Raw genomic sequence first — 26,328 nt, forward strand, 5'->3', positions numbered from 1 at the left:
GGGTTGCGGGGGTGGCGGCGGCGGGTTAGCGGGGTGGAGGACCGGCGTTCCGTAGCCGCTCGGCATCCATCGGGCAACCCCGCCCCCGCCGTTCGGGGCCGTTCCTAGCGTGAGCGTGTGCCCCCGACTCCGCCACCGCCCTCCCGGCCCCTCCGCGACTACGCCGCCATCGGCGATGGACGTACGGTCGCGCTGATCGGGCTCGACGGGTCGGTGGACTGGCTGCCGCTGCCGAACATCCACTCGCGACCCGTGTTCGCGCGTCTGGTCGACGAATCCGCCGGCGGCTGCATCGAACTCGCCCCGGTGGGGGAGTACACGGTCACGCGCCGTTACGTCCCCCGCACCAACGTGCTCGAGACCACCTTCACCACCGACACGGGCGTGGCGACGGTGACCGACGCGATGGTCACCGGCATCGCCGGTCGCCTGCCGTGGGCCGAACTGGCGCGACGCGTCGACGGGGTGAAGGGAGAGGTCGAGTTCGCCTGGTGCGTGCAGCCGGGCACGATGCTGCGTTCCGCGGCGCCGTGGACCGAACGCATCGACGGGTTCTCGATCATGCGCGTCGGACACGTCTCGCTCGCCGTCACCGGTGACGAGCACGGCCTGAACGGCGACCCCGACAGCGAGAACGCGAGTATCGACGGCGGCTTCACCACCTCGAAGGGGTCGCGCCACCTGCTCGTCATCGCCGCCACCGAGGGTGAGCCCCTGCGCATCCCCGACGCGAAGAACGTCGACCGCGGCATCGACCGCACCATCGGCGGCTGGACCATGTGGTCCGACGAGTTCTCGTACGAGGGGCCCTGGGCCGACGACGTCCAGCGCAGCGCCCTCGCCCTGAAGCTCCTGCTGTTCAGTCCGACGGGCGCCATCGCGGCCGCGGCGACCACCTCTCTTCCCGAGAACCCGCGCGGCGGCAAGAACTGGGACTACCGCTACGCCTGGGTGCGCGACCTCGCCTACACGGCCCACGCCTGGGTCGGCTTCGGACTGCGCGAAGAGACGCACGCCGCGATCTCGTGGCTGCTGCGCACGATCCGCAGGAACGGCCCCGAGGTGCAGGTGATGTACACCCTCGACGGCGACGCCGAGATCGGCCTCGAGAAGCACGAAGTGCCCGGCTGGAACGGCAACCAGCCCGTCGTCACCGGCAACCCCGCACAGGGACAGCTGCAACTCGGCGTCTACGGCGACCTCATCGCCCTGTGCCGCACGTACGTCGAGGCCGGCAACCGCCTCGACACCCAGACCGGCCGGCTGCTCGCCGACGTGGCGGACCGCACGTGCGATCTGTGGCGCCGCGAGGACTCCGGCATGTGGGAGCTGCCCGAACTGCGCCACTACACCTCGTCGAAGATGGGCTGCTGGAAGGCCCTCGACGACGCGCAGTGGCTCGCCGACGGCGGCCACATCCCCGACAACGGCGACCGCTGGCGCGCCGAACGCGACCGCATCCACCGCTGGGTCGAGGAACGCTGCTGGTCGGACGACCTGCAGGCCTACACCCTCGCCCCCGGCAGCGACGACCTCGACGCCTCGGTGCTGCTGCACGCGCCCACCGGCTTCGACCGCGGTGAGCGGATGTCGAAGACCCTGGATGCCATCACCGAACGCCTCACCACCGAGAACCACCTGGTCTACCGGTACACGGGTATGGACCAGGAGGAGCAGACCTTCGTCGCCTGCGCCTTCTGGCGGGCCACCGCGCTGGCGTGCGTCGGACGCCACGCCGAGGCGATCGAGGCGATGGACGCGCTCGTCGCCCAGGGCAACGACGTCGGCGTCTACTCCGAGATGATCGCCGAGTCGGACGGCGCCTTCTGGGGCAACCTGCCGCAGGCGCTCAGCCACCTGGCCCTCATCAACGCCGCCCTGGTCATCCGCGACCTGGTCGACGACGCCGATCTCGGGGATCGCTGACCCGGCGCTCCCCGCACCCGTCGGGACGGTCTCGTCCCGGCATCCCCTCGAAAGGACTCGTCATGACTTCGCAGTACACGTTCACCGACCCCTCGAAGCTGTACGCCGACATCGATCCGCAGTCCCAGGATGCGAAGGAGCCCGGCCTCGACGCCGAGCTCACCCCGAAGGCCGCGCTGGGCGAGGACACCTACGTCGGCAGCGACCGACTGAAGGGGCGCAAGGCTCTGATCACCGGCGCCGACAGCGGCATCGGCGCGGCCACCGCGATCGCCTTCGCCCGCGAGGGCGCCTCGGTCGCCATGTCGTACCTGCCCGAGGAGAAGGTGGATGCCGATCGCATCGCCGGCATCCTGCGCGACGCCGGCGCCACCGTCGTCCAGATCCCCGGCGACCTGCGCGAGCGCGACTACGCCCGCACCCTCGTGAAGGAAGCGGTCGAGGGCCTCGGCGGACTCGACATCGTCGTGAACAACGGCGGGAAGCAGCTCTTCAACGAGGACGTCACGACGCTCTCGGACGAGCAGTTCGACGACACGTTCAAGACCAACGTCTACGCGATGTTCTGGATCTGCAAAGAGGCCGTGCCGCACCTGCAGCCGGGCTCGACCATCATCAACACCACCTCGATCCAGGCGTACTCGCCCGCGCCGATCCTGGTCGACTACGCCTCGACGAAGGCCACGATCAACACCTTCACCAAGGCCCTCGGTCAGCAGCTCGCACCCAAGGGCATCCGCGTTAACGCGGTCGCGCCCGGCCCGATCTGGACGCCCCTGCAGGTGACCGACGGTCAGCCCGACGAGAAGGTCGACGAATTCGGCGAGGAGACCCCTCTCGGCCGCATGGGTCAGCCGGCCGAACTCGCCCCCGCCTACGTGTACCTCGCGTCGGCGGAGTCGAGCTACGTCATCGGTGAGACGCTGAACGTCAACGGCGGGATGCCGACGCCGTAAGCATCCGCACGAGAAGGGGCCGCCATCCGGATTCGGGTGGCGGCCCCTTCGGCGTTCCGGGCCGGTCCCGTCGACGGGCTCGAGGACCGGGCGTGAGAGGTGCGTCAGTCGGTCAGCGGCTTGCGGTAGAAGATCTCGCCGTCGTCCGTGGTCTCGCTGCGGTGGTACCCCTCGCGCTCGTAGAGACGCTGGTTGGCCTCGCTGAGCGCTCCGGTGAACAGTTCGGCCTGGGCGGCGCCCGCGTCGCGTCCGCGCTGCTCGACCGCCGCCAGCAGGTGGGTGCCCCACCCTTCGCCCTGCTGGTCGGGGGCGATGGCCAGCCGGCCGATGAGCAGCAGGTCGCCGTCGAGGCGGGCGCGCACCGCCCCCACGATGCGCCCGTCCGCGAGGGCCACGCAGCCCAGGTTGTCGACCAGCTCGGCGTGCAGCTCCTCCAGCGTCTGCGTGAGCGGCGGCATGTCGGGGTCGCCGTAGATCAGTGCTTCGCTGGCGAATGCGGCGCGCTGGATGGTCAGCACCTCGCCGGCGTCCTCGGGCGTGATGGGGCGGATGTCGGACGAGTCGGCCATCGGGTTCTCCTCGGGGCGGTTCGACACCTTCAGCGCTCGATACCGCGACGCGCACGGGGTGAGCCCGGGCACGACGCGGTCAGGCGGAAGGCTCAGCGATCGCGGTCGGTGTATTCGCCGGGGTTCTCGAGGTCCTCGCGGGATTCGTCGCCGGTCGGGAGCTCGACGTCGGTGTAGGCCCCCGCCTCGTCGGCGCGGGGGCGGTCCTCGCTGCCGTCGGCGTTCTGCCGGTCGACGTACTCGCCGGGAAGGTCGGCGCTGCCGCGGTCGGCCGTCCCGTCGGGCAGCTGGACGTCGGTGTACTGCCCCTCTTCGGGTCCGGTGCCGTGTCCCTTGACCTGCTCGTCGTGGTCGTGTTCGGCCATGGCCGCCTCCTGAGTTCGTGGTGATCCGACGTTAGACCCCCGGATGCCGCACCCGCAGCACTCTTGACACGGCGGCCCCGCACGGGACCGCGCTCACGCCGAGAAGATGTCGCGCGCGCGGGGTCGTCGCACCGACGCGACGGCATCCAGGGCGGGCCCGAGCGCGGGGTGACCGAAGACGAAACCGGCCTCGGTCAGCACGCGGGGGACCGCCCACCGGCTCTTCAGCACGAGCTCGGGTTCGTTGCGCAGCAGGGCCATCGCCGGGTCGAGCATCCAGCGGAACGCCGGCAGGCCGAACGGCATCCGCGAGACCCGCCGTACCTCGCGCATGAGTTCGCGGTTGTCGCTCACGCCGGGAGCCGACAGGTTGACGGGACCCGCGAGGTCGTCGCGGTCCCGCAGGAAGCGGACGGATGCCACGACGTCGTCGATGTGGATCCAGCTGAAGCGCTGGTGCCCCCGCGTCCGGTGCCAGGTCGAGCGCACCGGTCCGGTCGGCCGGGCGCCGATGCCGCGGTACCGGCGGTGCGGGAACCACCAGCTGTCGATCTGCGGACCGCCCAGGCCCAGCCGGCCGAGCGCCAGCAGCATGCGGGTCGCGGGTCCGTCGCCCAGGACGATGGCCATGCGCAGCGCGACGCGCCGCGTCGCGGCGAGGTCGCCCGCGAAGAACGCCCGCTCCCAGCTCGTCGCGACGTCGACCGAGAACCCCTCGCCGATGACGCCGTCGACCTCGTCGTTCCCGCGCGCGGTCTCGTGACGGTAGATCGTGGCGGTCGAGGCGTTCATCCACACCCGCGGCGGGTGCGCGGCGGCGGCGACCGCCGCGTGCAGGGCTCGCGTGGTGTCGACGCGGGAGCGCAGGATCTCGTCGCGGTTCGCGTCGGTGTACCGGCACGACACGATCTTGCCGGCGAGGTTGATCAGCACCTCGGCGCCGTCGACCAGGCGCGCGATCCCGGCATCGTCGCCCCAGACCGCGGAGCCCGAGCGGCCCACGGTGAAGACGTCGTAGCCGTCGTCCTCGAAGGCGCGGGCCAGCGCGCGGCCGACGAAGCCGCTCGCACCGGCGATGACGACACGGGGTCGGGACACGGCATCCTCCAGGGGTCGGTGGCCTCAGCCTAGGGGCGCACCCCCGCGCGACGGCGCCGCGCGGGGGACTGACACAATGAGACCCATGCGACGACAGGCACGGGCCGCGCGCGCCGGGCGCGGCGCCGCCGCGGCGACCGTCGCCACCTTCGTCGCGCTGCTGTCGCACGTCTCGGCCGGGGGCCAGGTGCCCGGAGCGCTGGGCGTACTCGTCCCGCTCGCGCTGTCGTTCGTCGCATGCACGGCCCTCGCGGGACGGCGGCTCTCGGCTCTGCGGCTCGGCGTCGCGGTCGCGCTCAGCCAGGTGCTGTTCCACGGGCTGTTCGTCCTGGGCGCGTACGACCCGGGCGCCGCGGGCCACGTGCACGGCGCCGTGTTCGCGGCATCCGGTGCATCCCTTTCCGTGGTGTCGATGGATGCCACGATGAGCGCCGGACACCTGTTCGCCGCGGTCGCGACCACCGTCGCGCTCCATCGGGCCGAACGCACCATCGCGCTGCTGCGCGAGCTGGCCGACCGGTGCGTCGCGTGGGTCCGCGCGCGGGTGGCGCTGATCGCGGCCGCCCTCGGACCCGCCCCCGTCCGCCGGTCGCTCGCCGTCGACGCCGTGGCGGTGCGTCCCCTCGTCCTGATGCTCGTCCGGTCGATCGGGCGACGCGGGCCGCCGGTCGCGGCATCCTGACCCCCGCCCCACCTCTCTGACGGGTGGGGCGTCCGGCCGTGAGCCGGGTGCTTCGTGCGCCCACCGCGGCCGTCCCGCGTCCGCCGTCCACGCGGACGCCCCTCATCGATGACCCCGTCGCCACGGCGCGGGGCCCGGTCGCGCACGCGCGCCGCCGGAGGACGGGTGCCGCGCGCACCCGGGAGAAAGACACGACCATGCCTCGTTACAGCCCTGCCCCGATCGTCCCGACGGCGGTCCGCTCATGACCGCCACCACCCCGGCCCCCGCGACGGCGACCAGCTCGTCCGCCCGGCCGCGAGGATGGTTCACCCCGCTGCTGCGGAGGCTGCACTTCTTCGCCGGGATCCTCGTCGGACCGTTCATCTTCGTCGCCGCCGTCAGCGGTGCGCTCTACGCCGTGACCCCGACGCTCGAGAAGGTGCTCTACGCGCACGAGCTGACCGCGGCATCCGATGCCCCCGCCCTGCCCCTCGCGCGCCAGATCGACGCGGCGGAAGCCGTCGTGGGCGACGGGTCGACGCCCGTCGCCGTGCGCCCCGCCCCCGAGGCCGGGGCGACGACGCGCGTGATGTTCGCCGACGAGACGCTGCCCGAGAGCACGACGCGGGCCATCTTCGTCGACCCCGCCACCGCCGAGATCCGCGGTGACCTGCCCGCTACGGCACGAGCGGCGCGCTGCCGCTGCGGCACTGGATCAGCGACCTGCACCGGTCGTTGCACCTGGGCGACGTGGGGCGCTGGTACAGCGAGCTCGCGGCATCCTGGCTCGGGATCGTCGCCCTCGCGGGGCTCGGACTGTGGATCGGACGCTTCGTGCGCTCCCGCCGGGGACGCCGCGACCTGCTGCGCCCCAACCCGCGTCACACGGGCTACCGGCGACTGTCGGGATGGCACACCTCGGTGGGGATCTGGGTCGTGCTGGGCGCGGTGTTCCTCTCGGCGACGGGCATCACGTGGTCGACCTTCGCCGGGGCGCACGTGAGCGACCTCCGCGCCGCGGTCGGCGAGGGCACTCCCGCACTGACGACCTCGCTCGACGGCGGGGCGGCGGCGGGCGAGCACGCCGGGCACGCCGGACACGGGGGGTCCGCCCCCTCGGCCGGGTCGGCGGACCCGGCGACCTTCGACGCCGTCCTCGCCCTCGCCCGGCAGGTGAACGTCGACAGCGGAGACGTCGAGATCAAACCCCCGGCCGCCGCCGGGAAGGCGTGGGTGGTGCAGGAGATCCACCGCAGCTTCCCGACCGAGGTGGATGCCGTCGCGATCGACGCATCGAGCATGCAGGTGACCGATCGGATCGACTTCGCCGACTTCCCGCTGCTGGCCAAGCTCTCGCGCTGGGGAGTCGATCTGCACATGGGCACGATGTTCGGCCTGGCGAACCAGCTCGTGCTTCTCGCCCTGGCGCTGGGGATCGCCGCCCTCGTCGCCCTGGGCTACGCGATGTGGTGGAAGCGGCGGCCGACGCGCGGCCTCGCGGCTGCCCCCGCCCGTGCGCTCGGCGGGGCACCCTGGTGGGGGATCGCGATGGTTCTCGCCGTCGCGATCGCGATCGGGCTGTTCCTGCCCCTGGTGGGCTACACCCTCGCGGCGTTCGTGGTGATCGACGTGCTGCTCGGCTGGCGCGCGCGGCGCGCCGTCACGAGGCGCTGAGAACCGCGGCGGCAGTGCGCGGACACGGCCTTCCGGTCGACGTCCGCGGAATGCCGCCTCTTGCGTCGCACCGGCCGCGGCGCGCACCTCCGCCGTGAGAGGGAGGTGCGCGCCGTCGCGCGCTCGTAGCGTGGGAGGACCCCACCGGAAGGACTCCCGTGACCCTCGCCCGTCGCCTCACCGCCCTCGTCTCGCTCGTCACCGTCGCCGCCCTCACCGCGTGCGCGAGCGCGAAGCCCGCTCCGAGCGGCAGTCCCGCGGCATCCGTCGACATCCCGGCCACCCCGGTCGGAGAGCGCATGTCGTGGATCATCGACGTGTTCGAGGCCGAGGACGACACCACCCCGGCGCGTGGACCCGCGTGCTGGACGAGAACTTCCAGAAGCAGGTGCCGGCCGCGCAGGTGTCCGAGATGGTGAACCGGCAGATCCGTCCGGCCGCGCCCTTCACCGTGACCGCGTACACCGGGACCGAGACGCAGGCCCGCGCGACGCTCGCCGGCGCCTTCGGCGACCCGTTCGACCTCACGCTCGCGATCGACTCCGCGGGGCGAATCACCACCATGCTGCTGGGACCCGTCGCCCCCGCGTGGGAACCCTCGACCTCGCTCGACGAGGTGCAGCAGCGGCTGCGCGAGCTGCCGGGCCAGGTGAGCGCGCTCGTCCTGCGCGCAGACGAGACGGTGGTCTCGATCGACGCCGAACGCGCCGCGCCCCTGGCATCGGTGTTCAAGCTGTACGTGCTCCTGGCGGTGGCGGATGCCGTGGCATCCGGCGATCTGTCCTGGAACGACACGCTCGTCCTCGTCGACGCCGACCGCAGCCTGCCCTCGGGCGAGCTGCAGGACGCTCCCACCGGCACCGAGGTGTCGGTGCGCGAGGCGGCCTCGGCGATGATCCGCATCAGCGACAACACCGCCACCGACCTGCTGATCGGCCGGCTCGGACGCGAGCGCGTCGAGGCGACGGTGGCACGCAGCGGTCACGCCGATCCCGCCGCGCTGCGGCCGTTCGTGTCGACCAAGGAGCTGTTCACGCTCGGCTGGGGCGACCCCGCCGTCCGCGCCGAATGGGCCGCGGCCGACGAGGCGGGACGGCGTGCGCTCCTGGACCGCATCGACGCCGCTCCGCTCGCCGTCGAGGGCGAGAGGGTCGTGGCTCCCGCGTGGCAGGACGGATTCGATTGGTTCGCCTCGGCGCGGGATGTCGCCGCCGTGCATCGAGCGCTGCAGCAGACTCAGGATGCCGAGGTGCTCGGCATCCTGAGCGAGAACCCCGGGCAGGGGCTCGACGTCGGGACGTGGCCCTACGTCGCGTTCAAGGGCGGGTCGAGTCGGGGAGTGCTGACCGGCAGCTGGCTGGTGCGCGACGACGCGGGGGAGGCGACCGTGGTGCTCATGATGGCGGACACGGATGCCGCGGCGGTGTCGGGGGCGATGCCGGACTTCTTCCATCTCGCCGAGGATGCCCTGCGCCTGGCGCACTGACGGGGCTTCGCACGGGTGCGACCGCCGGCGGAGCGCGCGCCCGTCGAGGGATCGGGCGGGAGGCGCCGGCGACGGAACCTCCCGCCCGAGCCGGTCAGGCCTGGTCGGGGTCGGGCAGCCGCTGGGCGATCTTGCTCGATGCCGCGGAGTCGCGACCGACGCCGGGCTGGAACGCGGCGATCGGGTCGTCGGCGTCGACGTGCGGCTCGGCGCCGTCGTCGTCGGGCCCGGGCGAGGCGGGGGTCTTCTCGTTCGGGTCCGGCTCGTCGGCGTGCTCGTCCGCGTCGGTGTCCTCGGTGTGACGCGAGGTGGAACCGACCTCGTCCGTGCCCCGCTCGGTGAGTCCGTCGGCGGCGCGGGTGCCGACCCCGGGCAGGTCGTTCTGGCTCGATACGCCCTGGATGCGGGCCTCGTCGTCGGGGTCGATGCGCGCCGTGCCCACGGCTCCGGAATCGGCTCCGGCCGCACCCGCGGGCACGTCGGCGGCGGGGCCGTCGGATTCGGGGATGAGGTTCTCTTCGTCGGCTCCGGGCAGACGGTCGGCGGGGATGTCCATGGTGATCCTTCCGTGGGTGTGCCGCCACGCTAGGTCGTCGCCCGGCGGGCGGGGGCGGGGTTGCGCGACGCCGGGTCGCGGCATCCGGTCCGAGGAGACCCCGATGTCGGAGGGGCTGGATAGGCTCGACGAAGCTTCGAAAGGAATTGCAATGCAGCAGCGTCCCCTCTCCCGCACCGGCCGCGAGGTCTCGGCGATCGGTCTCGGCACCTGGCAGCTCGGCGCCGACTGGGGTGATGTCAGCGAGGACGACGCGCGTGCGGTCCTCGCCGCGTCGGCCGACGCCGGCGTCACCCTGTTCGACACCGCCGACGTCTACGGCGACGGGCGGTCCGAGCAGATCATCGGGTCGTTCCTCAAGAGCCGTTCCGGCGCCGACATCACCGTCGCGACCAAGATGGGTCGGCGCGAAGACCAGGTTCCCGAGAACTACGTGATGGAGAACTTCCGCGGCTGGCTCGACCGGTCGCGGCGCCTGCTCGACACCGAGACCCTCGACCTGGTGCAGCTGCACTGCCCGCCGTCGGCCGTCATCGACGACGACGCGACCTGGGACGCCCTCGATCAGTTGGTGTCCGAGGGCGTGATCGCCGCGTACGGCGCCTCGGTCGAGACGATGGATCAGGCGCTGTCGGCCCTGCGGCGGCCGAACCTGACCAACCTGCAGATCATCTTCAACCCCTTCCGGCTCAAGCCCCTCGACGAGGTGCTGCCCCTCGCCGCGCAGAAGAACGTCGCCGTGTTCGCGCGCGTGCCGCTGGCGAGCGGACTGCTGTCGGGCAAGTACTCCCGCTCGACGACGTTCGCCGAGAACGACCACCGCTCCTACAACCGCAACGGCGAGGCGTTCGACAAGGGCGAGACCTTCTCGGGCGTGCCCTTCGACGAGGGCGTCGCCGCGGCCGACGAACTCAAGGCGTCGCTTCCCGAGGGCGTGACGCTGCCCGCGGCGACCCTCGCGTGGATCGCCTCGCGCGAAGGTGTGACGAGCGTCATCCCCGGCGCGCGGTCGACGCAGCAGGCCACCGCCAACGCCCAGGCCGCCGACCTGCTCGACGGCGGCTTCGACCTCGACGCCTTCGACGCTCTCGTGCGCGACGTGTACAACCGCCGCCTGCGGGCCGAGATCCACCCGCAGTGGTGACAGCTGCTTGGGAGCGGATGCCACGGCATCCCGCGTCCTGAGAACGACGAAGCCGGGCCCCTCGCGGGACCCGGCTTCGTCGTTGCGGAGCGGACGTCAGCTGACGTCGCCGCGCCAGGCACCCGACTCGGCGCCGCGCGACTCGATGTACTCCTTGAAGTTCTCGAGGTCCTTCTTGACCGAGTGGTCGTCGGCGCCGAGGACGGCGCCGGCCTTCTCGAGCAGGCCCGTGGGCTCCCAGTCGATCTGCACCGTGACGCGGGTCTCGGCGTCGGACAGGCGGTGGAACGTGACGACACCGGCGTGGTTCTCGTCGCCGCCCACGCTGTTCCACGCGACGCGCTCGTCGGGGTGCTGCTCGGTGATCTCGGCGTCGAACTCGCGCTCCGCGCCGGCGATCTTGACCTTCCAGTGCGTGAGGGTCTCGCTCTTCTGCGTGATCGACTCGACGTAGCTCATGAAGTGCGGGAACTCCTCGAACTGCGTCCACTGGTTGTACGCGACGCGGACGGGAACGTCGACGTCGATGGTTTCGATGACCTGTGCCATGGTGTCCTCTTTCTCGGCGGCCGGCCCCCCGCGGGAGGTGCGGCGCCTGGTGTCGATGTCTTCCGGGGCTGGTCCCAGTCTTCGCGCGGTCCCGGCGACGGGCCCCGGGGGTTGAGCGATCGGCGTTCGTGCCCTATGGGCGTGGAGCCGCCGCGTGCTCTCGACCCTGCCGACCTGGGCTTCCGGCCCGCCGCCTCAGGCCCGGACCGCGGACCGCGCCGCCGTACGGCGCGCGCCGCCGGCCTGCCGCGGCCGACCCGCCGCGCCGGCCTCCAGCGCGGCGCGCGCCGCGGGCCTGCCGCCCATAAACGCTGTTCGTGCTGAGACACGCGGTGTCGGAGCGTTTATGCGCACGGATGGCGTTTATCGCGAGCTGGGGACGGGTTCCTGACGGCCGGCGCGCGCGCCGCCGGCCTGCCGCCCATAAACGCTGTTCGTGCTGAGACACGCGGTGTCGGAGCGTTTATCAGCACGGATGGCGTTTATCGCGAGCTGGGGACGGGCTCCCGAGGGCGGGCGCGGGCGCGGGCGGGCGCGCTCAGGCGCGTCCGCGCAGGATCAGGTGCCAGTACACCCACGGCAGCACGCGCCGGTCCGCGATCCACGTCGACCGGCGCTCGCGGTACAGCGACCGCCAGAACGGGATCGTGGGCTGCAGCCGCCCTCGCCGGTCGAACTCCGCGAAGACGACGGTCCCCCGCGACACGGTGAACGGCACGACGCTGTACCCGTCGTACCGAGAGGTCGGCTCGCGACCCGCGAGCACCGCGGTGAGGTTCTTCACCAGCGTCCTGGCCTGCTGCCGGATCGCCCCGCCCGAGGGGCGCGTGGCCACCCGTGCCGCGTCTCCGACCGCCCAGACCTCCGGGTACCGGACGTGCCGGAGGGTCTCGGGATCCACGTCGACCAGACCCTGGGGATCATCGGATGCCGCGAGCCCGCTGCCGGCGATCCACTCGGGCGCCCGCTGCGGCGGCACCGCGTGCAGGACGTCGTACGAGAGGGTCTCGACCGTCTCGCCGTGACCGATCACGAGGGTGCGGGTCGCGGCATCCACTTCTCGCAGTTCCCGGCTGTACCGCACCTCGATGCCGTACTCGTCGAGCTTGCGCTGCAGTTCGCGATCGATCGCGGGGATGCCGAACGGCACCGGATCGGGGCACACGAACACGACCCGGATGTCGTCGCGCACGCCGATCGCGCGCCACCAGTCGCACGCGAGGTACATCGGCTTCTGCGCCGCGGCACCGCACGAGGCGGGCTCGGGCGGCTGCGTGAACACGACCGTCCCCGCGCGCAGGTCGCGCAGGACCGGCGAGGCCTTCGCGGCGAGGGTGAAGTCGTAGTTCGACACGCCCTCGGGGGCGTTCATCGCCTCGGTCAGCCCGGGCACCTGCTCCCACGCCATTCGCAGCCCCGCGCACACGACCAGCTGGTCGTAATCCACGCGACCGCCCGACACGAGGTGCACGCGCCGGGCCTCGGCATCCACGGTGAATGCCTCATCGCGCAGCCACCGCACGCCCGGGGGGATGACGTCGGCCTGGGCGCGCACGGCGAGTGACGCCCGGGCGGCACCTCCGGCGATGTGCGACTGCAGCGGCGCGTACGCGTGCTGCTCGCGGGGTTCGATCACGGTGATCTCGCCCGCGCGGGCGCGCTGCAGGCGGCCGGCCACCGACAGCCCGGCATTACCGCCGCCGATGATCACGATGCGCGGGGGCGCGCCGGCATCCGCGGGGGAGGGGGAGTCGACCATGGGGATCCTCTCGTCTCCCTCACGGTGCGCCCCGGTCGGTCGTCGCACCAGCGCCTTGACAGCGGCGTCGGCGCACCCGGCTCAGGCGTAGGAGTCGGGCGGGACGACGTCGTCGGCGGGCTCGGGCACGACGTAGAGGCCCGTCGGGGAGTTGGCGGTCGACATCAGGGCCTCGAGCCAGGCGCGGTTGAGCGCGGGGGGTCGCCCGCCGTTGAACTTGAAGACGATGTTGGCCCGCGGGTGGACCCACACCGACGTCCGTCCGCCACCGGTGCTGATGTCGTCCTTCCACACGAAGTAGAACGGCTCGCCGCGGCGCAGCTTGTTGCCCACGACCACCTGGAGGTGCGCGAGGAGACGATCCTCGAAGTCGTTGCGAACGCCGCCCTCGTAGATGAACTTGCCCACGTCTCTCCTTCAGCGGGCACCGCGCCCGACCTTCTTCACTGTGCATTCGCTGTGTGCGTCGGTCGGGGGCGCGAGACCATGCGCGCCACCGCGAGACCGAAGGCGCCGCTAGAACATGCGCGCGATCTGCGCGGGGTTCTGCCCGTAGTGCTCGCGGTGATAGCGGGCGAATCGCGAGGCGCTCGAGAACCCCCACCGCCGGGCGACGTCCGCTACCGACACGGCCGTTCCCGCGCGCAGTTCCTCGTGCGCTCCGCTGAGCCGCACGCGACGCAGGTATTCGGTGGGCGTGGTGTCCAGAGCCCGGCGGAAGGCGTGCTGCAGGCCGCGCGACGACATGCCGGAGGCGGCCGCGATCTCTTCGAGCGTCAGCGGTTCCCGCGCATGCTCCTCGATGAACGCGATCGCCCGGCGGACGGTCCGCGGTGCCGCCGAGCGCTGGCGCTGCCGCTCGACGGCCTCGACGAAGGGGGTCGAGAAGGTCGAGAGCGTGGTGAGCAGCGCGTGCCGCCGCAGCTCTGCCGCGATGAGGTCGTCGTCGTGCAGCGACATGAGCGAGGTCGACACGTGCACGAAGGCGCGCTCCCACTGCGTGGTCGCGTCGCGACTACGGCCCTCCGGTTCCATCCGCCGCAGGACGAGTCGGTCGTCTCCCGAGGCGAGGCGGGCGATGCGTTCGGCGTCGCTGCGGTCGAACACGAACGCGCGGACCCGCGCCGAGCGCGCCCACTGCGCCTCCGCCCCGGCCTCGGACGTCACCCACGGACGCCGCGGATCGATCGCCCGCCCCTCGGCCTCGACCCGGGCGTCGTCGGCCACCAGTCGGCACGCCATGAACTGCTCGTCGACGCGTACCGAGGAGTGCACGCCGGCGCCGAGCTCGTACGACACGGTCGAGAACCCCGGGAGCTCGACCGAGGTCCACGCGAAGGCGATATTGCGGGGGTCGACGCGGTCGAGACGGGCGCCGGGGATGAACTGCTTCCACACGCGTTCGACGTCGTCGACGCCGTGCGAGCGCACGCGCAGGATCTGTCCCATGATCTTCCTTTCGCCGCGGCGAGGTGCGGCTGACTGTTCGGCGGGGGAGGCGAGCGGCCCTACGGAGGGGGTGGTGGGCCTGTCAAGGGTCGGGGCGGGGGGCGCCCTGCGACGTTGGATGGGAGACACCGCCGATCCCGGCGGTCACCGCGTCCGACGGAAGGACCCCCATGAGCGACGCTTCGATCGACCCGACCCCCGACGCGACCACCCCCGCGGCCGACGTGGGCATCGCGGGCGTGCAGCCGTTGCGCGACGGCGACACCTCCATCGAGCCGGATCCCGCGCTCGACCCCGCTCAGGCGGAGTGGGATGCCACGACCGCCCTCGACGAGGGTGCCGACCCGGACGACATCAACCCCGAGACGGCGACGGGTGCCGACCCGGCCGAGATCGCCGACGGCGAGACCGAGATCCCGTTCGAGGACCTGCACCCCGAGTCCACGGGCACGGACTCGCAGGGCGAGGACCCCGGCGTCGTCGAGCTCGGCGAAGAGGGACAGGGCGATCTCGCCCCCGAGGACATCTGACGCTGTCCCGACGCCCCGCGTCCCCGTGAAGGGGGGCGGGGCGTCGCCGCGTGCGCGCGACGCGGTCGAGCGTGCGGCCGCATCTCGGGATCGTTCCGGTTCCGTTGCGCTCACCTGCGCCTCACGCACCCTCGGTCGCCCGTCGGAGCCGACGCAGCGGGGTGGCCGCCCGCTTCATCCGACGGCCGGCGTAGGGCACTCCGCCGCCCACGCGCAGCGCCGCAGCGATCCAGCTCGTCACCGCACGCTCGGCGACCCAGAGGGGAGCCCACAGGGCGGCGGACGGGGAGAAGACGTGGCGACCGTGGTCGCGGCGTCGCCCGATCTCGGCGGCGACGATGCTCGCGCCGAAGAGGAGACACAGGATGCCGGGCCGGCGCCGCAGCGCGAACATCGCCGGTGCGAGGGCGAGCTCTCCCCCCATCCGCATCGGCTGGGCGAGGCTGTCGTACGCCTGGCGGACGCGCTGACCGAGGAACTGCCGTGCCGTCGGGGGCCGGCGCGGGACGAACAGGTCGGGCCGGCGGCGCACTCGACCGCCGCGTGCGCGGACCGTCCGTTCCATCTCGAGGTTCTCGAAGAGGGTCTCCTCGTCGTACCCGCCCGCGAGGATCGACCGGCGCACCGCGTACGTCCCCGGGTAGTCGTTTCGCGCGCAGCGGTTCACGAGAGACCTCGCGGTGTCCCAGCGGGCATGCCACGGACCCGGAACGAAGACGTTCTGCGGAACGACGAGATCGGCATCCCGCAATCCCGACACGAGCGCGATGAGGCTGGACCTGTCGTGGCGCACGTCGTCGTCGGCGATGACGACCCGTTCATGCCGGGCCAGGGCGAGACCGCTGACCACGCCGCACGCTTTGCCGTTGCCCCGGCGCGACGCGGGAGCGACCTGGCGTACCCGCGGGGGAAAGGCCGCGGCGTGCGCGGCGAACCGGGCCTGCTCGGAGCCGTCCACGACCGTCACGTCGATCCAGCGCACGACCACTTCGAGGTACGACGCGAGATCGTCGAGGTCGTGGTCGTCGTCCCAGCGCAGCGGCAGGACGTATTCGGCGTCCAGGCGCATCGCTCCGACTCCTCAGGCATCCGTGCGGAAACCCGACGCCTTGTGGCTCCCGTCGCACAGCGGCTTGATCGTCGACAGTCCGCACCGGCACAGGGCGACCGTCCGGCGGGCGCGCGGCAGCTCGGCGCCGTCGTCGATCACGACGCGCGCGGCGCCGCGTAGCAGGAGGGGACCGTCGGGGTACGCGGTCACGGTCACCCGGTCGTCGCTCATCGCTCGTCCTCGGTGCGCAGCGACGACTGCCCGCGCGACCAGCGGTCGAGCATGTGCCGCCCGACGCGGTCGTCGACCTCGAGGCAGGCCGCGGCTCCGAAGACGATGTCGGCGAGCAGGTCGGGCCTGTCCTCGGCGAGGGCTCCCGCCAGATCGCGGCCGGCGATCTGCTCGTGCACGGCGTCGGCTTCGACGTGCTCGTCGAAGTACTCGCAGACGTCGTCGCCGAAACCGAGGCGCCGCAGCCCCTCGGCGTAGAGACGGTTCGGGATCGACGAGGTCATCTCGAAGGCGGCGAGGTGGCCCACGATCGCGCCCACGAGTCGGCGGTTGAGCCCGAACATCGACATCGTGTTGTGCGACGCCAGCGTGACGGCGGGCACGTCGTCGATGTAGGCGCCGTAGGTGTCGGTGAGGCCGGCGGAGCGCACCGCCCGCGCGAAGAGGGCCGCGTGCATCCGCTCGGGTCGGCCGGCGCCGTACTCGTCGGACTGGATCTCGACGAGGGCGGCCTTGGGGCGGCCGGTGAGGCGGGGGATCGCCCACGAGTGCGGGTCGGCCTCGCGCAGCGTGTACACGGTGCGGTGCACGAGGAATTCGTGCGCCTGCTCGACGGTCGCCTTGCGCGCGAGATGCCGCGACAGGCTCGGACCGCCCTCGGCGCCGGTCATCGCGAAGAGCGCGCGGGCCACGGCATCCGCTGTCGCGGCGGGCAGTTCGGGCAGGCTCACGCTCCGCCGCAGCGACGCTTCGAAGGCGTCCTCGAGGATCCGGCGAGTGGCGATCAGAGCGGGGTCCCACTCGAGGTCGGCGCGCAGGGCGCGGAAGGAGCCGTAGGCCGAGGCGTACAGCGCGAAGAGGGCGAGCTGCAGGTCGTCGTCGCGCTCGATGTCGGCGGATGCCAGGACGGCGGCGTCGGCGAGGCCGGTGTGTCCCGAGGGGGTGCCGTCGACCAGGTGCTCCAGGACCGCCGCGCTGACCGGCCCCCGAGGGGTGAACGGCAGGCCTCGCGGGTCGGCCTCATCAGCGGGCGCGGCGGGGACGGGGGAGATCAGAGTGGGGGGCACCCGGGAACTGTGCGTCGGAAACGCGGGGGATGCCGAGGCCCTTGACAATCCGGCCGGGATCGCGAGGAGGCCGCGCGGGTGGGAGCGTTCTCTCCGGGGCCCGGCGTCAGGGGCGGGCGCGCGATTGTGCCCGAAGGGTCTGCACCCCACAACCCCCGTGCCAGACCCCCCGGCGCCGCCGTTGCGTGGGCCTCGAGGCGTTCCCGCGGTCGACCGACCGCTCATCCCCGGGGCGCGACGAGGAGAGACGATGTACTTCCACCGGCAGGAACTTCAGCACGCGGCCACCCCCGAGAAGCCCGACGCGGTCTACGCCCGAAAGCTGCAGGAAGTGCTCGGCGGCCAGTACGGCGAGATCACCGTCGCCCTGCAGTACCAGTTCCAGGCGTGGAACATGCACATCCCGGGCAAGTACCGCGACCTGGTCTTCGGCATCGGCGCGGAGGAGATGGGCCACGTCGAGATGCTCGCCGTGATGATCGCCCAGCTGCTCGAGAAGGCGCCGCTCGGCATCACCGAGGACGCCGTGCAGAGCGACCCCACGGTGGCCGCGGTGATCGGCGGAACCGACATCCAGCACGGGATCGTCGCCGGGGCCGGCGCGCGCCCCGTCGATTCGAACGGCAACCCCTGGCAGGGGAGCTTCATCACCGCGAGCGGCAACCTGCTCGCCGACTTCACGGCCAACGCCAACGCCGAGATGCAGGGCCGCGTGCAGGTCGCACGGTTGTACCACCAGACGGACGACCACGGGGTGAAGGACCTGCTGGCCTTCCTGCTGGCTCGCGACACGATGCACCAGAACCAGTGGATGGCCGCCGCCGCCGAGCTGCAGGCCGAGGGGCTCGAGAAGCTGCCGGTGCCCAGCAACTTCCCGCTCGACAAGGAGGACCGCGACGTGGCGTACCAGTACATCAACTTCAGCGACGGGGCGAAGGCCGGCGACGGCACCTGGGCGTCGGGGCCGACGCCCGACGGGAAGGGTGAGTTCAGCTACCTGCCCGAGCCCCCGGCCGGGGTGCCCATGCCGCCGCCCACCCACCCCGATGCGCGGTTCTACGGCACGACCGAGGTGCCCAACACGGTCGAGAAGCTCGCCGGGCGCGCCCAGGACGCGCTGCACAAGGAATGAGCGGCGTCGAGGCGGCGGTGCCCGGGCCGCAGACCGCGCAGCGCTCGGGCGCGAGCTTTCCCACGATGCGCAGCGCCAAGGTGCCGCGCTCGATCGTGGCCGGCCCGTACGGCCACCCCTTCCACCCGGTGGCGGTGACCGTCCCGATCGGTGCGTGGTCGTCGAGCTTGGTGTTCGATCTGCTGGCGCTGGCCCGCGACGATCCGCGGGCCTTCGCGACGGGCTCGCGGTGGCTCGTCGCGATCGGCCTCGGCGGAGCGGTCGGCGCGTCCGTCCTCGGTCTGCTCGATCTCTCGCGCATTCCGAAGGGCACCCCCGCGCGACGCACGGCGCTGGTGCACCTCGCCCTCAACGTCACCGCGATGGCCCTGTTCTCGGTCGGACTGGTCGTGCGCCTGCTCGACCTGGGCCGCGTACCGCTCGTCGCCTTCGCCCTGAGCGTCGTGGCATCCGCGGGACTCGGGGTCTCGGGGTGGCTCGGCGGCAAGCTGGCGTACCGCTGGGGCGTGCGCGTCGCCGACGAGAACACCCAGCGCGAGGGGTTCGAGACGGCCTGATCGGCCGGGGTCGTCAGCGGGGTCGGCGCAGGGGAACGCGCGCCCAGCCGCCGCTGACGGCCCCCTCGTCATGGTGGGCGCCGAGCACGGCACCGGTGGTCGTGGGCGCGGGACGACGGCGCAGGCCGAGCGATCGCTGCAGGGCGCGGATGAACCGGTCGAACACGCGCGGCGCGAGGACGCGCAGCGGGCGGGTGACGAATTGCGCCGCCCCCACCCCCACCTCGAGGCGCCGGCCCCGGACCACCCTCTCGATCGCCCGGGCGACGCGCTCCGCCGAGACCACCGGCGGCAGGGGGAAGGGCGTCCGCCCCGTCGCGTTCGCGGCGCGACGGTAGATCGGGGTGTCGATGCTCGCGGGGAGCACGATCTTGACCCGGATGCCGCGGTGCCCGAGCATCTCCTGCCGCAGCGATCGCGCGAAGCCGAGCAGACCGTGCTTGGCGGCGACGTACGACGAGACGTAGGGACCCGCCACCTGCGAGTACAGCGATCCGACGAAGACGATCGTGCCGCCCCCGCCGACCCGGAAGTACGGGACCACGGCCCGCGCGGCGCGCATGTGCCCCACGAGGTTGGTCTCGATGACGCGGTCGCGCACGGCATCCGGGGTGTCCTCCACCGACCCGTACGAGAACACCGAGGCCGAGCCGATCCACACGTCGATGCGGCCGAAGCGTTCGACCGCGGCGTCCGCTGCGCGCTGCGGGCCGTCGGGCTCGGCGAGGTCGACGCTGACCGTGTGCACCTCGGCGCCGGCCGCACGGCAGTCGGCCGCCGCCGAGGCGAGGGCGACCTCGTCGCGGGCGACCAGCACGAGGCGCGCGCCGCGTCGCGCGAAGCGCAGGGCCGTCGCCCGGCCGATACCGCGGGATCCTCCGGTGACGACGACGACCTGCTGCGGCATGGGAGCTCCTCGGGTGGGGTGCGGGCGGATGCCGCGCCTGCGGGGAGACGTTAGGCCCGGCCGGCCGGAACGCCGCGGGGGTTGACGCCGCTCCGGCGGCGCGCGGGGGTGCCGGCGCCGACCGCCTCGCACCCGGTGGACCGTGGCGGCGGAGCGGACGCGCGCGATAGCCCCCGTCGACGGGTCCCGCAACCCCGTCGCCCCGACGACCGCCCCGACCGGAGGGTGGCGCCATGACGCCCCGTGAGACCGCCTCCGCCGGACGCACGACCGACGGCATCCGCGAGGTCGCCGAGGGGGTCGTCATGATCACCCGCGCCGAGACGAACAGCTATCTCGTCGCCACGGACGAGGGGATCGTCCTGATCGACGCGGGTCTTCCACGCAGCTGGCCGCTGCTCGAACGCGCGCTCGCCACCTTCGGATCCCTCCCCGACGACCTGGCGGGGGTGCTGTTGACGCACGGGCACTTCGACCACGTCGGCACCCTGGAGCGGCTGCAGCGCGAGCACCACGTCCCCATCCACGTGCACGCGGCGGACGTCGAGCTCGTCCGCCATCCCTACCGCTACGACCGCGAGGCGAGTCGGGGACTGTATCCGATCGTCCATCCGGGTGGCATCCCGATCCTGTTGCGGATGACGCTCGCCGGCGCCCTCGCGGTGCGCGGGGTCGACGCGCGCGGCGACATCGTGCCCGGTCGACCCACTCGCGGGGGGCTCGTCCCGCTGGCCACTCCGGGACACACCCACGGCCACGTCGCCTTCCACCATCCCGACCGGGGACTGCTCTTCACGGGTGACGCGCTGGTCACCCTCGACCCCTACACCGGACGCGCCGGTCCGCAGATCGTCGCCCGCGCGGCCACCGCCGACAGCGCGGAAGCCCTCGCCACCCTCACCCCGCTGACCGCCACCGGCGCCCCCGTCGTGCTGCCCGGGCACGGTGCGGCGTGGACGCGCGGCATCCATCGAGCCGTCGCCCTCGCGCTCGCCGCGGGTGCCCACTGACCTCTCGCGATGCCCGGGCGCGGTAGCGTCGTCGGCGTGACGGATGCCGCGAATCAGACGTCGGCGATCCGTGCGCTGTGGGGCGCGACGCATCCCGGACCGACGCTCGTGGTGACGGTGCTCTCGCTCGCGCTCGGCCTCGCGGCGGGGGTCGAACCGGCGCGGCTGGTCCTGCTGGTGATCGCCGTCTTCGCCGGACAGGTGTCGGTGGGCCTGTCGAACGACGCGATCGACGGGGCACGGGACGCCGCCGTCGGGCGCACCGACAAGCCCATCGCCGGGGGCGCCGTGTCGCCCGAACGCGCCCTGGGTGTCGCGATCGGCGCCGTCGTCGTCGCCCTCGGGCTGTCGCTGCCGCTCGGACCGGGCCTGCTCGCCGCCCACGCCATCGCGCTCGCGTCGGCGTGGGCGTACAACGCGGGTCTGAAGTCGACGCCGTTCTCGATCGCGCCGTTCCTGCTGAGCTTCGGGCTGTTCCCCTCGTTCGCGACGCTGTCGTCCGGGATGCCGGTGCTCGCCGCCCCGTGGGCGACGCTCGCGGGCGCCGCGCTGGGCGCCGCCGTGCACCTGACCAACGTCGTGCGCGACCTCGACGACGATCGCCGCACCGGCGTGCGGGGACTGCCGCACCGCCTGGGGGCGCGGGTGTCCGTGCTCGTCGCCGCGGCCGGGATCGTCGTGGGTGCGCTGGCCGTGCTGCTCGGGTCGGGGGTCACGGTGAGCGGCCTCGCGTTCTTCGCCGCGGTGGTCGCGGTCGCCGTGGTCACCGCCGTGCTGGTGGGGGTGCGGCCGCCGGGCCGCGCGGTGTTCCAGCTGACGATGCTCGCGGCGCTGCTGTTGGCGGCGCAGCTCGTCGTCGCCTGAGCCGGCGGTCGCGCCCGCCGAGGGCCGTGGCGCCGGGAGACCGCGGTTCCGAGCCGGGCCGCGCGGTCAGGTGCCGCGCGCGGCGCGGTCCAGACGCATCGCGTAGGCCCGCGTGAACCCCGCGCCCCCGGCCCCGCGCAGCACGGCGCGCAGCGCCGCCGACCGCGCACGGTGAGCGGCCGGAGCCGCGGCCCGGCCGAGCAGCGTGTTGAGGAACGCCAGGCGCGCGGCGTGCCGGGCCGAGGCCAGGCGATCCCGCTCCCAGCCCGCGAGGGGGGTGTCGTCGCCCGCGCGCACCCACGGTGCGAGCAGCGGCGCGAGCGTCAGCGCGTCGAGCAGGCCGAGGTTCATCCCCTGCCCGCCGATGGGGCTCACCTCGTGGGCGGCGTCGCCGATCACCACGACCCGCCCGCGACGCAGGGCCGGGGCCACCGCGCGGCGGACGCCGAACGTCGAGGCCCCCGTGATGTCGACCTCGACCCCCGTGCGCGCGGCGACGGCTTCGCGCAGGAAGGCGTCGGCATCCGGGATCTCCGCGGCACCCGCCCAGGCGACGAGCCGTCGACGACCGTCCGGAAGGGGGAACGACTCGACGACCCCGCCGCGCTCGAGGTGCACGCGGGCGATCGGGCCGCCCGGCGCCTCGACGTCGGCCATCGCGTACCGGTCGGGGTAGTGGTGCGTGCGCACCGCGCCGGGGCGGTAGACGAGCTCTCGTCCGGCCCACCCGGATGCCACGACCACCACGCTGGCGCGCAGCTCTTCGCCCGCCGCGGTCACGGCGCGGACGCCCGACCGCTCCTCGTGCAGCGCGGCGATGCGGATACCGTGCCGCACGGGAGGGGCGAGCGCGGTGAGCACCTCGAGGGTGTCGGACTGCGGCAGAGCGGCCACGTACGGATGCCGCGCGCGCAGCCGGTCGAAGCGGATCTCGGCCAGCACACGGCCGTCGGCTCGCGCCTCGCCGCGGCCGATGCGCACGGCGCGCGCGCGGATCCCGTCGGTGGCACCGCACGCCTCGAGCAGGGTCAGCGCGGGGGAGTGGATGCCGATGGCCCGCGTCCCGCCGCCCACGGCGTCCCGCCGGTCGACGATGTCGACATCCACCCCGCGCCTGCGCAGGTCGGCGGCCAGGGCCAGGCCCACGGGCCCCGCGCCGACGACGAGCACCTCAGGCATCGCGGGCACCCCCCGGTGCGGGAGCGCCCGCCGCGCGTCCCCGCGCGACCGCGAGCACCCGGAACGGGGCGGGGGTCAGCACCCGCCACGGCGCGCCGAGGGCGGCCGCCAGTTCGGGGGCGCGATAGCTGCGGCGGATCGAGCGCAGGCCGTCGACCCGCAGGAACGTGCCGACCGAGAGCGGGGCGATGCCCACCGCGTACAGGGCGTAGGCGAGTCGTCCGCGCGCGATGTCGGCGTGCAGCACCGATCCGCGCGAGAGCGCCAGCGAATCGTCGGCGAAGGTGTCGAGCGCCCCGGCGTCCAGGTGGTGCAGCACGTGGTTCGACAGCACGAGGTCGAACGTCTCGCCGGCGGCGATGAGGTCGCCCGACCCCTGCGCCGTGAACCGCACGCCCGGGCGCGAGCGGACGCGCGCGGCGTCGAGGGCGCGGGGGTCGGGGTCGGCGCCCACCCACTCGACGTCGAGGCCGTCGCGTCGGGCGAGCCCCGCGAGGCGCGCGACGACGTCGCCGCCCCCGCAGCCGAGGTCGAGCACGCGAGCGGGCCGGCCGAGGGCGCGCAGCTCGGGACGCACGTGCGAGCGATAGACGTGGCCCCACGCCGAGACGAGGCGGTTGACCACGTCGAACCGGCGGTACGTCGCGGCGAGGGCGCGGGGATCGCAGTGGGGGTCGTCCATCAGCTCGGTCAGCGCGGTGTCGCGCCGGTCCAGACCCGCCATCACGCTCACGCGGCCGCGCGACGCCGCGTCAGGGTCGCCGCCTCCACCGTCAGTCCGGGGCCGAAGGCCAGAGCGGCGACGCGGGCGCCGTCGGCCAGGGCGGCGTCGGCGAGCAGGTCGCGGAGGATGAACAGCAGCGTCGCGCTCGACATGTTGCCGTGCGCGCGCAGCACCTCTCGCGAGGGCGCGAGGGCTGCGGCATCCAGGTTGAGCGCGCTGTCGACGCGGTCCAGGATGCTGCGGCCGCCGGGGTGTACGGCCCACGCGTCGACGGCGGCGAGGTCGCCGAGCACGTCGGTGGCGATCGCGGTGATCTCTCGGCCGATGATGCGCGGCACCTCGGGCGTAAGGGTCATCTCGAAGCCCGAGTCGCCCACGGTCCAGGCCATGTCCTTCTCGCCGTCGTCGGTCACGTGCGTGGCGAAGCCGTCGAGGTCGAGACCGTCGTGCGCGCTGTCCGCCGAGGCGACGATCGCGGCCGCCGCGCCGTCGGCGAACACCGAGGCCGCGACGATCTGATCGGGATGCGACGAGGTCTGCCAGTGCAGCGAGCACAGCTCGCAGCACACGACCAGGACCACCGCGGCCTCATCGTTTCCGACGATTCGCGCCGCCAGCCGCAACGCCGGGATGGCCGCGGCGCAGCCGATGAAGCCGAGGTGGTAGCGCTCGACCGTCACCGGCAGGTCGAGGTCGCGGACCAGGTGGTAGTCCGGCCCCGGGGCGAACATGCCCGTGCACGACACGGTGACGACGTGGGTGACCGCCGAGGCGTCGTACGCCGAGCCCTGCAGCGCGGCGCGCGCGGCCGCGGCGAACAGGGGCGGGGCGGCCCGGCGGTACTCGTCGTTGCGTGCGCCGGTCGGGGGCATCAGCAGCGTGTCGCCGTCGCGGACGGCCAGGCCGTCGTCGGCCGCGCCCGCCAGCTGGGGCAGGACGACGTGGCGGGTGTCGATGGCGGCGGCGTCGAAGGCGGCCCCCACGAGGCGTTGGCTCTTGCGGTCGAACCCGGGTTGCGCGGCGAACAGGTCGCGCAGTGCCGATTGGGTGACGCGGGTGTCGGGCAGAGCCGTGCCGATCGACACGATGCGGGCGGTCATGCCTCACTGTAGACACGCTTTCGCGAGACGGGCGCGGGGATGGTGCGCGGGTCCCGCCGTGTCTAAGGTGCGGGGTCGCGAAGCGGCGCGGGGGAGGCGGCGTCGGAACCGTACGGCGCGTCAGGCGGCCAGGGCGTCCGAGAGCAGCAGGCCCGAGATCGCGGCGCGGTAGTCGTCGATCATGCGGCGGCGGTCGAGGCGGCCGCGCGCGGCCAGGGCGGCGGCGCGCATCTCGGGTCGCAGGGCGAGCGCATCGTCCCACGCCCGCACGATCGCGTCCTCGTCGCGCGGGGTGACCAGGCCGAAGCCGGCCACCATGCGGGCGGCGTCGCCGACGTCCGTGGTGACGGGGATGGCCCCGGATGCCGCTCCCTCGACCAGGCACAGGGGCGACGCCTCGCCGAACGCGCTGGTGAGGGCGACGACGTCGGCGATGCGGTACAGCTCCGGCATGTCCTCGCGCAGGCCGAGGGCGTGGACCGGCACGTCCGCGGCGACTCCGCTGTCGGCGCGCAGGGCGCGGAAGGCGGGGTTGTCGGGCGTCATCCCCGAGCCGCACATCAGATAGTGCGCACCGGGGGCGGTGCGGGCGTGCCGGGCGACGGCGCGCAGGAACAGCCCCGGGTCCTTCATGGCGTCGAAACGAGCGGCGAGCAGCACGACCGGAGCCTGTTCCGGGATGCCGAGACCCGCGCGGATCCGACGCCGTTCCGCGCGCGTGCCGGGACGGAATCGACGGGTGTCGATGCCGTTGTCGATGACCCACGCATCGCGGGCCGCGACGCCGGCGCGGGCGTAGGCGGACGAGGTCGACTCGGCGCAGGCGATGGTGGCGGTCACGGCGCCGGAGGCCGCGGCATCCACGAGCCAACCGAGAGCGGGACCGGAGTGCGTCGGATCGGAGCGGTGCAGGCACGCGGCGAGGGGGCGGTCGGGGAGCATCCCGGCGCGCTGGAGGGCGACGACGAGGCTGAGGGGCTGCTCTTTGAGCGAGAGGACCACGTCGGATTCGGCGATGAGGTGGGCGGCGAGCGCGAGCTCGGCGGGGGTGAAGTCCTCGGGAGCGATGGGGCGGTCTCCCGCGACTCTGTCGAGGGTGTCGATCATCACGCCGGCGTCGCGCAGGCGCCGGAACCGCGTGTCGTCGCGGGCGAACTGCACCGAGGCGTCGCGGCGCGCCGCCGAGGTGAGCGAGAGCACCCGGTGCTGCTGCGCGCCGCGGTGGGCCAGACCCGCGACGACGTCGGAATGCAGGATCCGCGCGCCACCGGCGAAGAAGCCTTCGTAGAGCGACAGCACACGGACGGGTCGGGTCATCGGGATCGCCTTCGCTGCCGGGGACGGGGACCGCGGATGCGGTCGTCCCATGCTGGAGGCAGAACCCCGGGTGATGGGTTACGCCGCGAAGACCATCGCGTGAACGCCCGGACACCGATCCGTTCGCCGCGAAAGAGCCGACGCGCCGGCTCCTGGGGGAAGGAACCGACGCGTCGGGGGTGGGGGCTGCGGGGTCAGGCGCGGGGCGCGACCGCCAGGGATTCGCCGGCGTCGCGGGTGCGCGACCAGAGCCGCCGCGGCGCGGGGCGCTCGCGGTATCCGTCATCCGAGCGCGGGACGATGCCGTTGCCCATCGCGGTCGACATCGCGATGCTCCACACCGAGCCCGCCTGCTGTCCGCTCTGCTGTCCGTAGATCATGGTGTTCTCCTCGCTCCCGTCTCCCGACGGGACGTGCGCCCGCATGTCGGCGGGGCTTCTGCTGTCAGTCATAGACCGTCGCCG

Annotated in this window: 28 protein-coding genes and 1 pseudogene; 12 read left to right on the forward strand and 17 right to left on the reverse strand. The window is 73.3% G+C overall.

Annotated elements, in window-relative coordinates; translation table 11 throughout:
* Window positions 1–117: 117 nt before the first annotated feature.
* Both DC432_RS01340 and DC432_RS01345 read left to right on the forward strand, forming a co-directional pair.
* Complete coding sequence (locus DC432_RS01340) at window positions 118–1,926, forward strand: glycoside hydrolase family 15 protein (protein WP_116536355.1); 1,809 nt, start codon at window positions 118–120, stop codon at window positions 1,924–1,926.
* 62 nt (window positions 1,927–1,988) lie between these two features.
* Window positions 1,989–2,882, forward strand: coding sequence for an SDR family oxidoreductase (locus tag DC432_RS01345; protein WP_108317929.1), 894 nt, complete (start codon window positions 1,989–1,991; stop codon window positions 2,880–2,882).
* A 104-nt stretch (window positions 2,883–2,986) separates the two neighbouring features.
* Here DC432_RS01345 and DC432_RS01350 read toward each other — a convergent pair whose 3' ends face one another.
* From DC432_RS01350 to DC432_RS01360, 3 genes are all read right to left on the reverse strand, one after another.
* Window positions 2,987–3,451 carry a GNAT family N-acetyltransferase gene (locus DC432_RS01350; protein WP_116536411.1) on the reverse strand — a complete coding sequence of 155 codons (465 nt, stop codon included), beginning with the start codon at window positions 3,449–3,451 and terminating at the stop codon, window positions 2,987–2,989.
* Between the two features lie 92 nt (window positions 3,452–3,543).
* Window positions 3,544–3,816: a hypothetical protein gene (locus DC432_RS01355; RefSeq protein ID WP_108317931.1), complete on the reverse strand. Its 273-nt coding sequence runs from the start codon at window positions 3,814–3,816 to the stop codon at window positions 3,544–3,546.
* 93 nt (window positions 3,817–3,909) lie between these two features.
* On the reverse strand, window positions 3,910–4,914 hold the full coding sequence (locus DC432_RS01360) for an epimerase (protein WP_116536356.1): 1,005 nt from the start codon (window positions 4,912–4,914) through the stop codon (window positions 3,910–3,912).
* Between the two features lie 85 nt (window positions 4,915–4,999).
* On the opposite strand from DC432_RS01360, the gene DC432_RS01365 reads away from it, so the two are divergent.
* The 4 genes and pseudogenes from DC432_RS01365 (at window position 5,000) to DC432_RS01375 (ending at window position 8,738) form a co-directional block, all read left to right on the forward strand.
* Window positions 5,000–5,596, forward strand: coding sequence for a hypothetical protein (locus DC432_RS01365; protein WP_116536357.1), 597 nt, complete (start codon window positions 5,000–5,002; stop codon window positions 5,594–5,596).
* A gap of 244 nt (window positions 5,597–5,840) precedes the next feature.
* Window positions 5,841–7,252 (forward strand): annotated as a pseudogene (locus DC432_RS01370) (PepSY-associated TM helix domain-containing protein).
* 158 nt (window positions 7,253–7,410) lie between these two features.
* Entirely contained in the window at window positions 7,411–7,671 is a 261-nt protein-coding gene (locus DC432_RS16145) for a hypothetical protein (RefSeq protein WP_133177865.1), read from the forward strand.
* Entirely contained in the window at window positions 7,614–8,738 is a 1,125-nt protein-coding gene (locus tag DC432_RS01375; RefSeq protein WP_116536358.1) for a serine hydrolase, read from the forward strand. The genes DC432_RS16145 and DC432_RS01375 overlap by 58 nt, the downstream gene beginning before the upstream one ends.
* 94 nt (window positions 8,739–8,832) lie before the next feature.
* On the opposite strand, the gene DC432_RS01380 is transcribed toward DC432_RS01375, so the two are convergent.
* Window positions 8,833–9,294 (reverse strand): hypothetical protein, encoded by a 462-nt coding sequence (locus tag DC432_RS01380; protein ID WP_116536359.1) that lies wholly within the window; start codon window positions 9,292–9,294, stop codon window positions 8,833–8,835.
* A gap of 151 nt (window positions 9,295–9,445) precedes the next feature.
* Here DC432_RS01380 and DC432_RS01385 point away from each other — a divergent pair, with 151 nt between their 5' ends.
* The gene (locus tag DC432_RS01385; protein ID WP_116536360.1) at window positions 9,446–10,438 is read left to right on the forward strand and encodes an aldo/keto reductase; all 993 of its coding nucleotides are present in this window, start codon (window positions 9,446–9,448) and stop codon (window positions 10,436–10,438) included.
* 96 nt (window positions 10,439–10,534) lie between these two features.
* Here the strand turns inward: DC432_RS01385 and DC432_RS01390 are convergent, their stop codons facing one another.
* From DC432_RS01390 to DC432_RS01405, 4 genes are all read right to left on the reverse strand, one after another.
* Entirely contained in the window at window positions 10,535–10,987 is a 453-nt protein-coding gene (locus DC432_RS01390; RefSeq protein ID WP_108320432.1) for an SRPBCC family protein, read from the reverse strand.
* A gap of 538 nt (window positions 10,988–11,525) precedes the next feature.
* Entirely contained in the window at window positions 11,526–12,746 is a 1,221-nt protein-coding gene (locus tag DC432_RS01395; RefSeq protein WP_116536361.1) for an NAD(P)/FAD-dependent oxidoreductase, read from the reverse strand.
* A gap of 81 nt (window positions 12,747–12,827) precedes the next feature.
* Complete coding sequence (locus tag DC432_RS01400; RefSeq protein WP_116536362.1) at window positions 12,828–13,154, reverse strand: ATP-dependent DNA ligase; 327 nt, start codon at window positions 13,152–13,154, stop codon at window positions 12,828–12,830.
* A gap of 108 nt (window positions 13,155–13,262) precedes the next feature.
* A complete protein-coding gene (locus tag DC432_RS01405; protein ID WP_116536363.1) occupies window positions 13,263–14,195 on the reverse strand; it encodes an AraC family transcriptional regulator in 933 nt (310 codons plus the stop codon).
* 170 nt (window positions 14,196–14,365) lie between these two features.
* On the opposite strand from DC432_RS01405, the gene DC432_RS01410 reads away from it, so the two are divergent.
* Window positions 14,366–14,725 (forward strand): sugar ABC transporter ATPase, encoded by a 360-nt coding sequence (locus tag DC432_RS01410; protein ID WP_116536364.1) that lies wholly within the window; start codon window positions 14,366–14,368, stop codon window positions 14,723–14,725.
* A 121-nt stretch (window positions 14,726–14,846) separates the two neighbouring features.
* Here DC432_RS01410 and DC432_RS01415 read toward each other — a convergent pair whose 3' ends face one another.
* The 3 genes from DC432_RS01415 to DC432_RS01425 are packed head-to-tail and all read right to left on the reverse strand — an operon-like array spanning window position 14,847 to window position 17,074.
* On the reverse strand, window positions 14,847–15,794 hold the full coding sequence (locus tag DC432_RS01415) for a glycosyltransferase (RefSeq protein ID WP_116536365.1): 948 nt from the start codon (window positions 15,792–15,794) through the stop codon (window positions 14,847–14,849).
* A gap of 12 nt (window positions 15,795–15,806) precedes the next feature.
* Window positions 15,807–16,007, reverse strand: coding sequence for a CDGSH iron-sulfur domain-containing protein (locus DC432_RS01420; protein WP_116536366.1), 201 nt, complete (start codon window positions 16,005–16,007; stop codon window positions 15,807–15,809).
* Window positions 16,004–17,074 carry an iron-containing redox enzyme family protein gene (locus DC432_RS01425; protein WP_431739667.1) on the reverse strand — a complete coding sequence of 357 codons (1,071 nt, stop codon included), beginning with the start codon at window positions 17,072–17,074 and terminating at the stop codon, window positions 16,004–16,006. Before DC432_RS01425 ends, DC432_RS01420 begins: the two co-directional genes overlap by 4 nt.
* A 250-nt stretch (window positions 17,075–17,324) precedes the next feature.
* Here DC432_RS01425 and DC432_RS01430 point away from each other — a divergent pair, with 250 nt between their 5' ends.
* The gene (locus DC432_RS01430) at window positions 17,325–18,206 is read left to right on the forward strand and encodes a manganese catalase family protein (protein ID WP_116536368.1); all 882 of its coding nucleotides are present in this window, start codon (window positions 17,325–17,327) and stop codon (window positions 18,204–18,206) included.
* Window positions 18,203–18,763 carry a DUF2231 domain-containing protein gene (locus tag DC432_RS01435; RefSeq protein ID WP_116536369.1) on the forward strand — a complete coding sequence of 187 codons (561 nt, stop codon included), beginning with the start codon at window positions 18,203–18,205 and terminating at the stop codon, window positions 18,761–18,763. Before DC432_RS01430 ends, DC432_RS01435 begins: the two co-directional genes overlap by 4 nt.
* A 13-nt stretch (window positions 18,764–18,776) precedes the next feature.
* On the opposite strand, the gene DC432_RS01440 is transcribed toward DC432_RS01435, so the two are convergent.
* On the reverse strand, window positions 18,777–19,670 hold the full coding sequence (locus DC432_RS01440; protein WP_116536370.1) for an SDR family NAD(P)-dependent oxidoreductase: 894 nt from the start codon (window positions 19,668–19,670) through the stop codon (window positions 18,777–18,779).
* A 233-nt stretch (window positions 19,671–19,903) separates the two neighbouring features.
* Here DC432_RS01440 and DC432_RS01445 point away from each other — a divergent pair, with 233 nt between their 5' ends.
* Window positions 19,904–20,680, forward strand: coding sequence for an MBL fold metallo-hydrolase (locus DC432_RS01445; protein ID WP_116536371.1), 777 nt, complete (start codon window positions 19,904–19,906; stop codon window positions 20,678–20,680).
* 36 nt (window positions 20,681–20,716) lie between these two features.
* Window positions 20,717–21,544: a UbiA family prenyltransferase gene (locus DC432_RS01450; RefSeq protein WP_243392976.1), complete on the forward strand. Its 828-nt coding sequence runs from the start codon at window positions 20,717–20,719 to the stop codon at window positions 21,542–21,544.
* 66 nt (window positions 21,545–21,610) lie between these two features.
* Here the strand turns inward: DC432_RS01450 and DC432_RS01455 are convergent, their stop codons facing one another.
* The 5 genes from DC432_RS01455 to DC432_RS01475 all read right to left on the reverse strand — a co-directional run bounded on the left by DC432_RS01455 (window position 21,611) and on the right by DC432_RS01475 (window position 26,244).
* A complete protein-coding gene (locus tag DC432_RS01455; protein ID WP_116536412.1) occupies window positions 21,611–22,723 on the reverse strand; it encodes an FAD-dependent oxidoreductase in 1,113 nt (370 codons plus the stop codon).
* A complete protein-coding gene (locus DC432_RS01460) occupies window positions 22,716–23,447 on the reverse strand; it encodes a methyltransferase domain-containing protein (protein WP_116536413.1) in 732 nt (243 codons plus the stop codon). Before DC432_RS01460 ends, DC432_RS01455 begins: the two co-directional genes overlap by 8 nt.
* A gap of 5 nt (window positions 23,448–23,452) precedes the next feature.
* Window positions 23,453–24,547 (reverse strand): type III polyketide synthase, encoded by a 1,095-nt coding sequence (locus DC432_RS01465; RefSeq protein ID WP_116536373.1) that lies wholly within the window; start codon window positions 24,545–24,547, stop codon window positions 23,453–23,455.
* A gap of 120 nt (window positions 24,548–24,667) precedes the next feature.
* Window positions 24,668–25,864 (reverse strand): glycosyltransferase, encoded by a 1,197-nt coding sequence (locus DC432_RS01470; protein ID WP_116536374.1) that lies wholly within the window; start codon window positions 25,862–25,864, stop codon window positions 24,668–24,670.
* A 194-nt stretch (window positions 25,865–26,058) separates the two neighbouring features.
* On the reverse strand, window positions 26,059–26,244 hold the full coding sequence (locus DC432_RS01475) for a hypothetical protein (protein WP_116536375.1): 186 nt from the start codon (window positions 26,242–26,244) through the stop codon (window positions 26,059–26,061).
* Window positions 26,245–26,328 lie beyond the last annotated feature (84 nt).

Source organism: Microbacterium testaceum (assembly GCF_003075375.1).
In the GTDB taxonomy this organism is placed as follows: Bacteria; Actinomycetota; Actinomycetes; order Actinomycetales; family Microbacteriaceae; genus Microbacterium; species Microbacterium testaceum_E.

Coding starts and splice junctions, on each gene's coding strand:
- DC432_RS01345 (WP_108317929.1), top strand. CDS start 1,989: ATGACTTCGCAGTACACGTTCACCGACCCCTCGAAGCTGTACGCCGAC.
- DC432_RS01350 (WP_116536411.1), bottom strand. CDS start 3,451: ATGGCCGACTCGTCCGACATCCGCCCCATCACGCCCGAGGACGCCGGC.
- DC432_RS01355 (WP_108317931.1), bottom strand. CDS start 3,816: ATGGCCGAACACGACCACGACGAGCAGGTCAAGGGACACGGCACCGGA.
- DC432_RS01365 (WP_116536357.1), top strand. CDS start 5,000: ATGCGACGACAGGCACGGGCCGCGCGCGCCGGGCGCGGCGCCGCCGCG.
- DC432_RS01380 (WP_116536359.1), bottom strand. CDS start 9,294: ATGGACATCCCCGCCGACCGTCTGCCCGGAGCCGACGAAGAGAACCTC.
- DC432_RS01385 (WP_116536360.1), top strand. CDS start 9,446: ATGCAGCAGCGTCCCCTCTCCCGCACCGGCCGCGAGGTCTCGGCGATC.
- DC432_RS01390 (WP_108320432.1), bottom strand. CDS start 10,987: ATGGCACAGGTCATCGAAACCATCGACGTCGACGTTCCCGTCCGCGTC.
- DC432_RS01395 (WP_116536361.1), bottom strand. CDS start 12,746: ATGGTCGACTCCCCCTCCCCCGCGGATGCCGGCGCGCCCCCGCGCATC.
- DC432_RS01405 (WP_116536363.1), bottom strand. CDS start 14,195: ATGGGACAGATCCTGCGCGTGCGCTCGCACGGCGTCGACGACGTCGAA.
- DC432_RS01410 (WP_116536364.1), top strand. CDS start 14,366: ATGAGCGACGCTTCGATCGACCCGACCCCCGACGCGACCACCCCCGCG.
- DC432_RS01415 (WP_116536365.1), bottom strand. CDS start 15,794: ATGCGCCTGGACGCCGAATACGTCCTGCCGCTGCGCTGGGACGACGAC.
- DC432_RS01420 (WP_116536366.1), bottom strand. CDS start 16,007: ATGAGCGACGACCGGGTGACCGTGACCGCGTACCCCGACGGTCCCCTC.
- DC432_RS01430 (WP_116536368.1), top strand. CDS start 17,325: ATGTACTTCCACCGGCAGGAACTTCAGCACGCGGCCACCCCCGAGAAG.
- DC432_RS01435 (WP_116536369.1), top strand. CDS start 18,203: ATGAGCGGCGTCGAGGCGGCGGTGCCCGGGCCGCAGACCGCGCAGCGC.
- DC432_RS01440 (WP_116536370.1), bottom strand. CDS start 19,670: ATGCCGCAGCAGGTCGTCGTCGTCACCGGAGGATCCCGCGGTATCGGC.
- DC432_RS01445 (WP_116536371.1), top strand. CDS start 19,904: ATGACGCCCCGTGAGACCGCCTCCGCCGGACGCACGACCGACGGCATC.
- DC432_RS01455 (WP_116536412.1), bottom strand. CDS start 22,723: ATGCCTGAGGTGCTCGTCGTCGGCGCGGGGCCCGTGGGCCTGGCCCTG.
- DC432_RS01460 (WP_116536413.1), bottom strand. CDS start 23,447: ATGGCGGGTCTGGACCGGCGCGACACCGCGCTGACCGAGCTGATGGAC.
- DC432_RS01465 (WP_116536373.1), bottom strand. CDS start 24,547: ATGACCGCCCGCATCGTGTCGATCGGCACGGCTCTGCCCGACACCCGC.
- DC432_RS01470 (WP_116536374.1), bottom strand. CDS start 25,864: ATGACCCGACCCGTCCGTGTGCTGTCGCTCTACGAAGGCTTCTTCGCC.
- DC432_RS01475 (WP_116536375.1), bottom strand. CDS start 26,244: ATGATCTACGGACAGCAGAGCGGACAGCAGGCGGGCTCGGTGTGGAGC.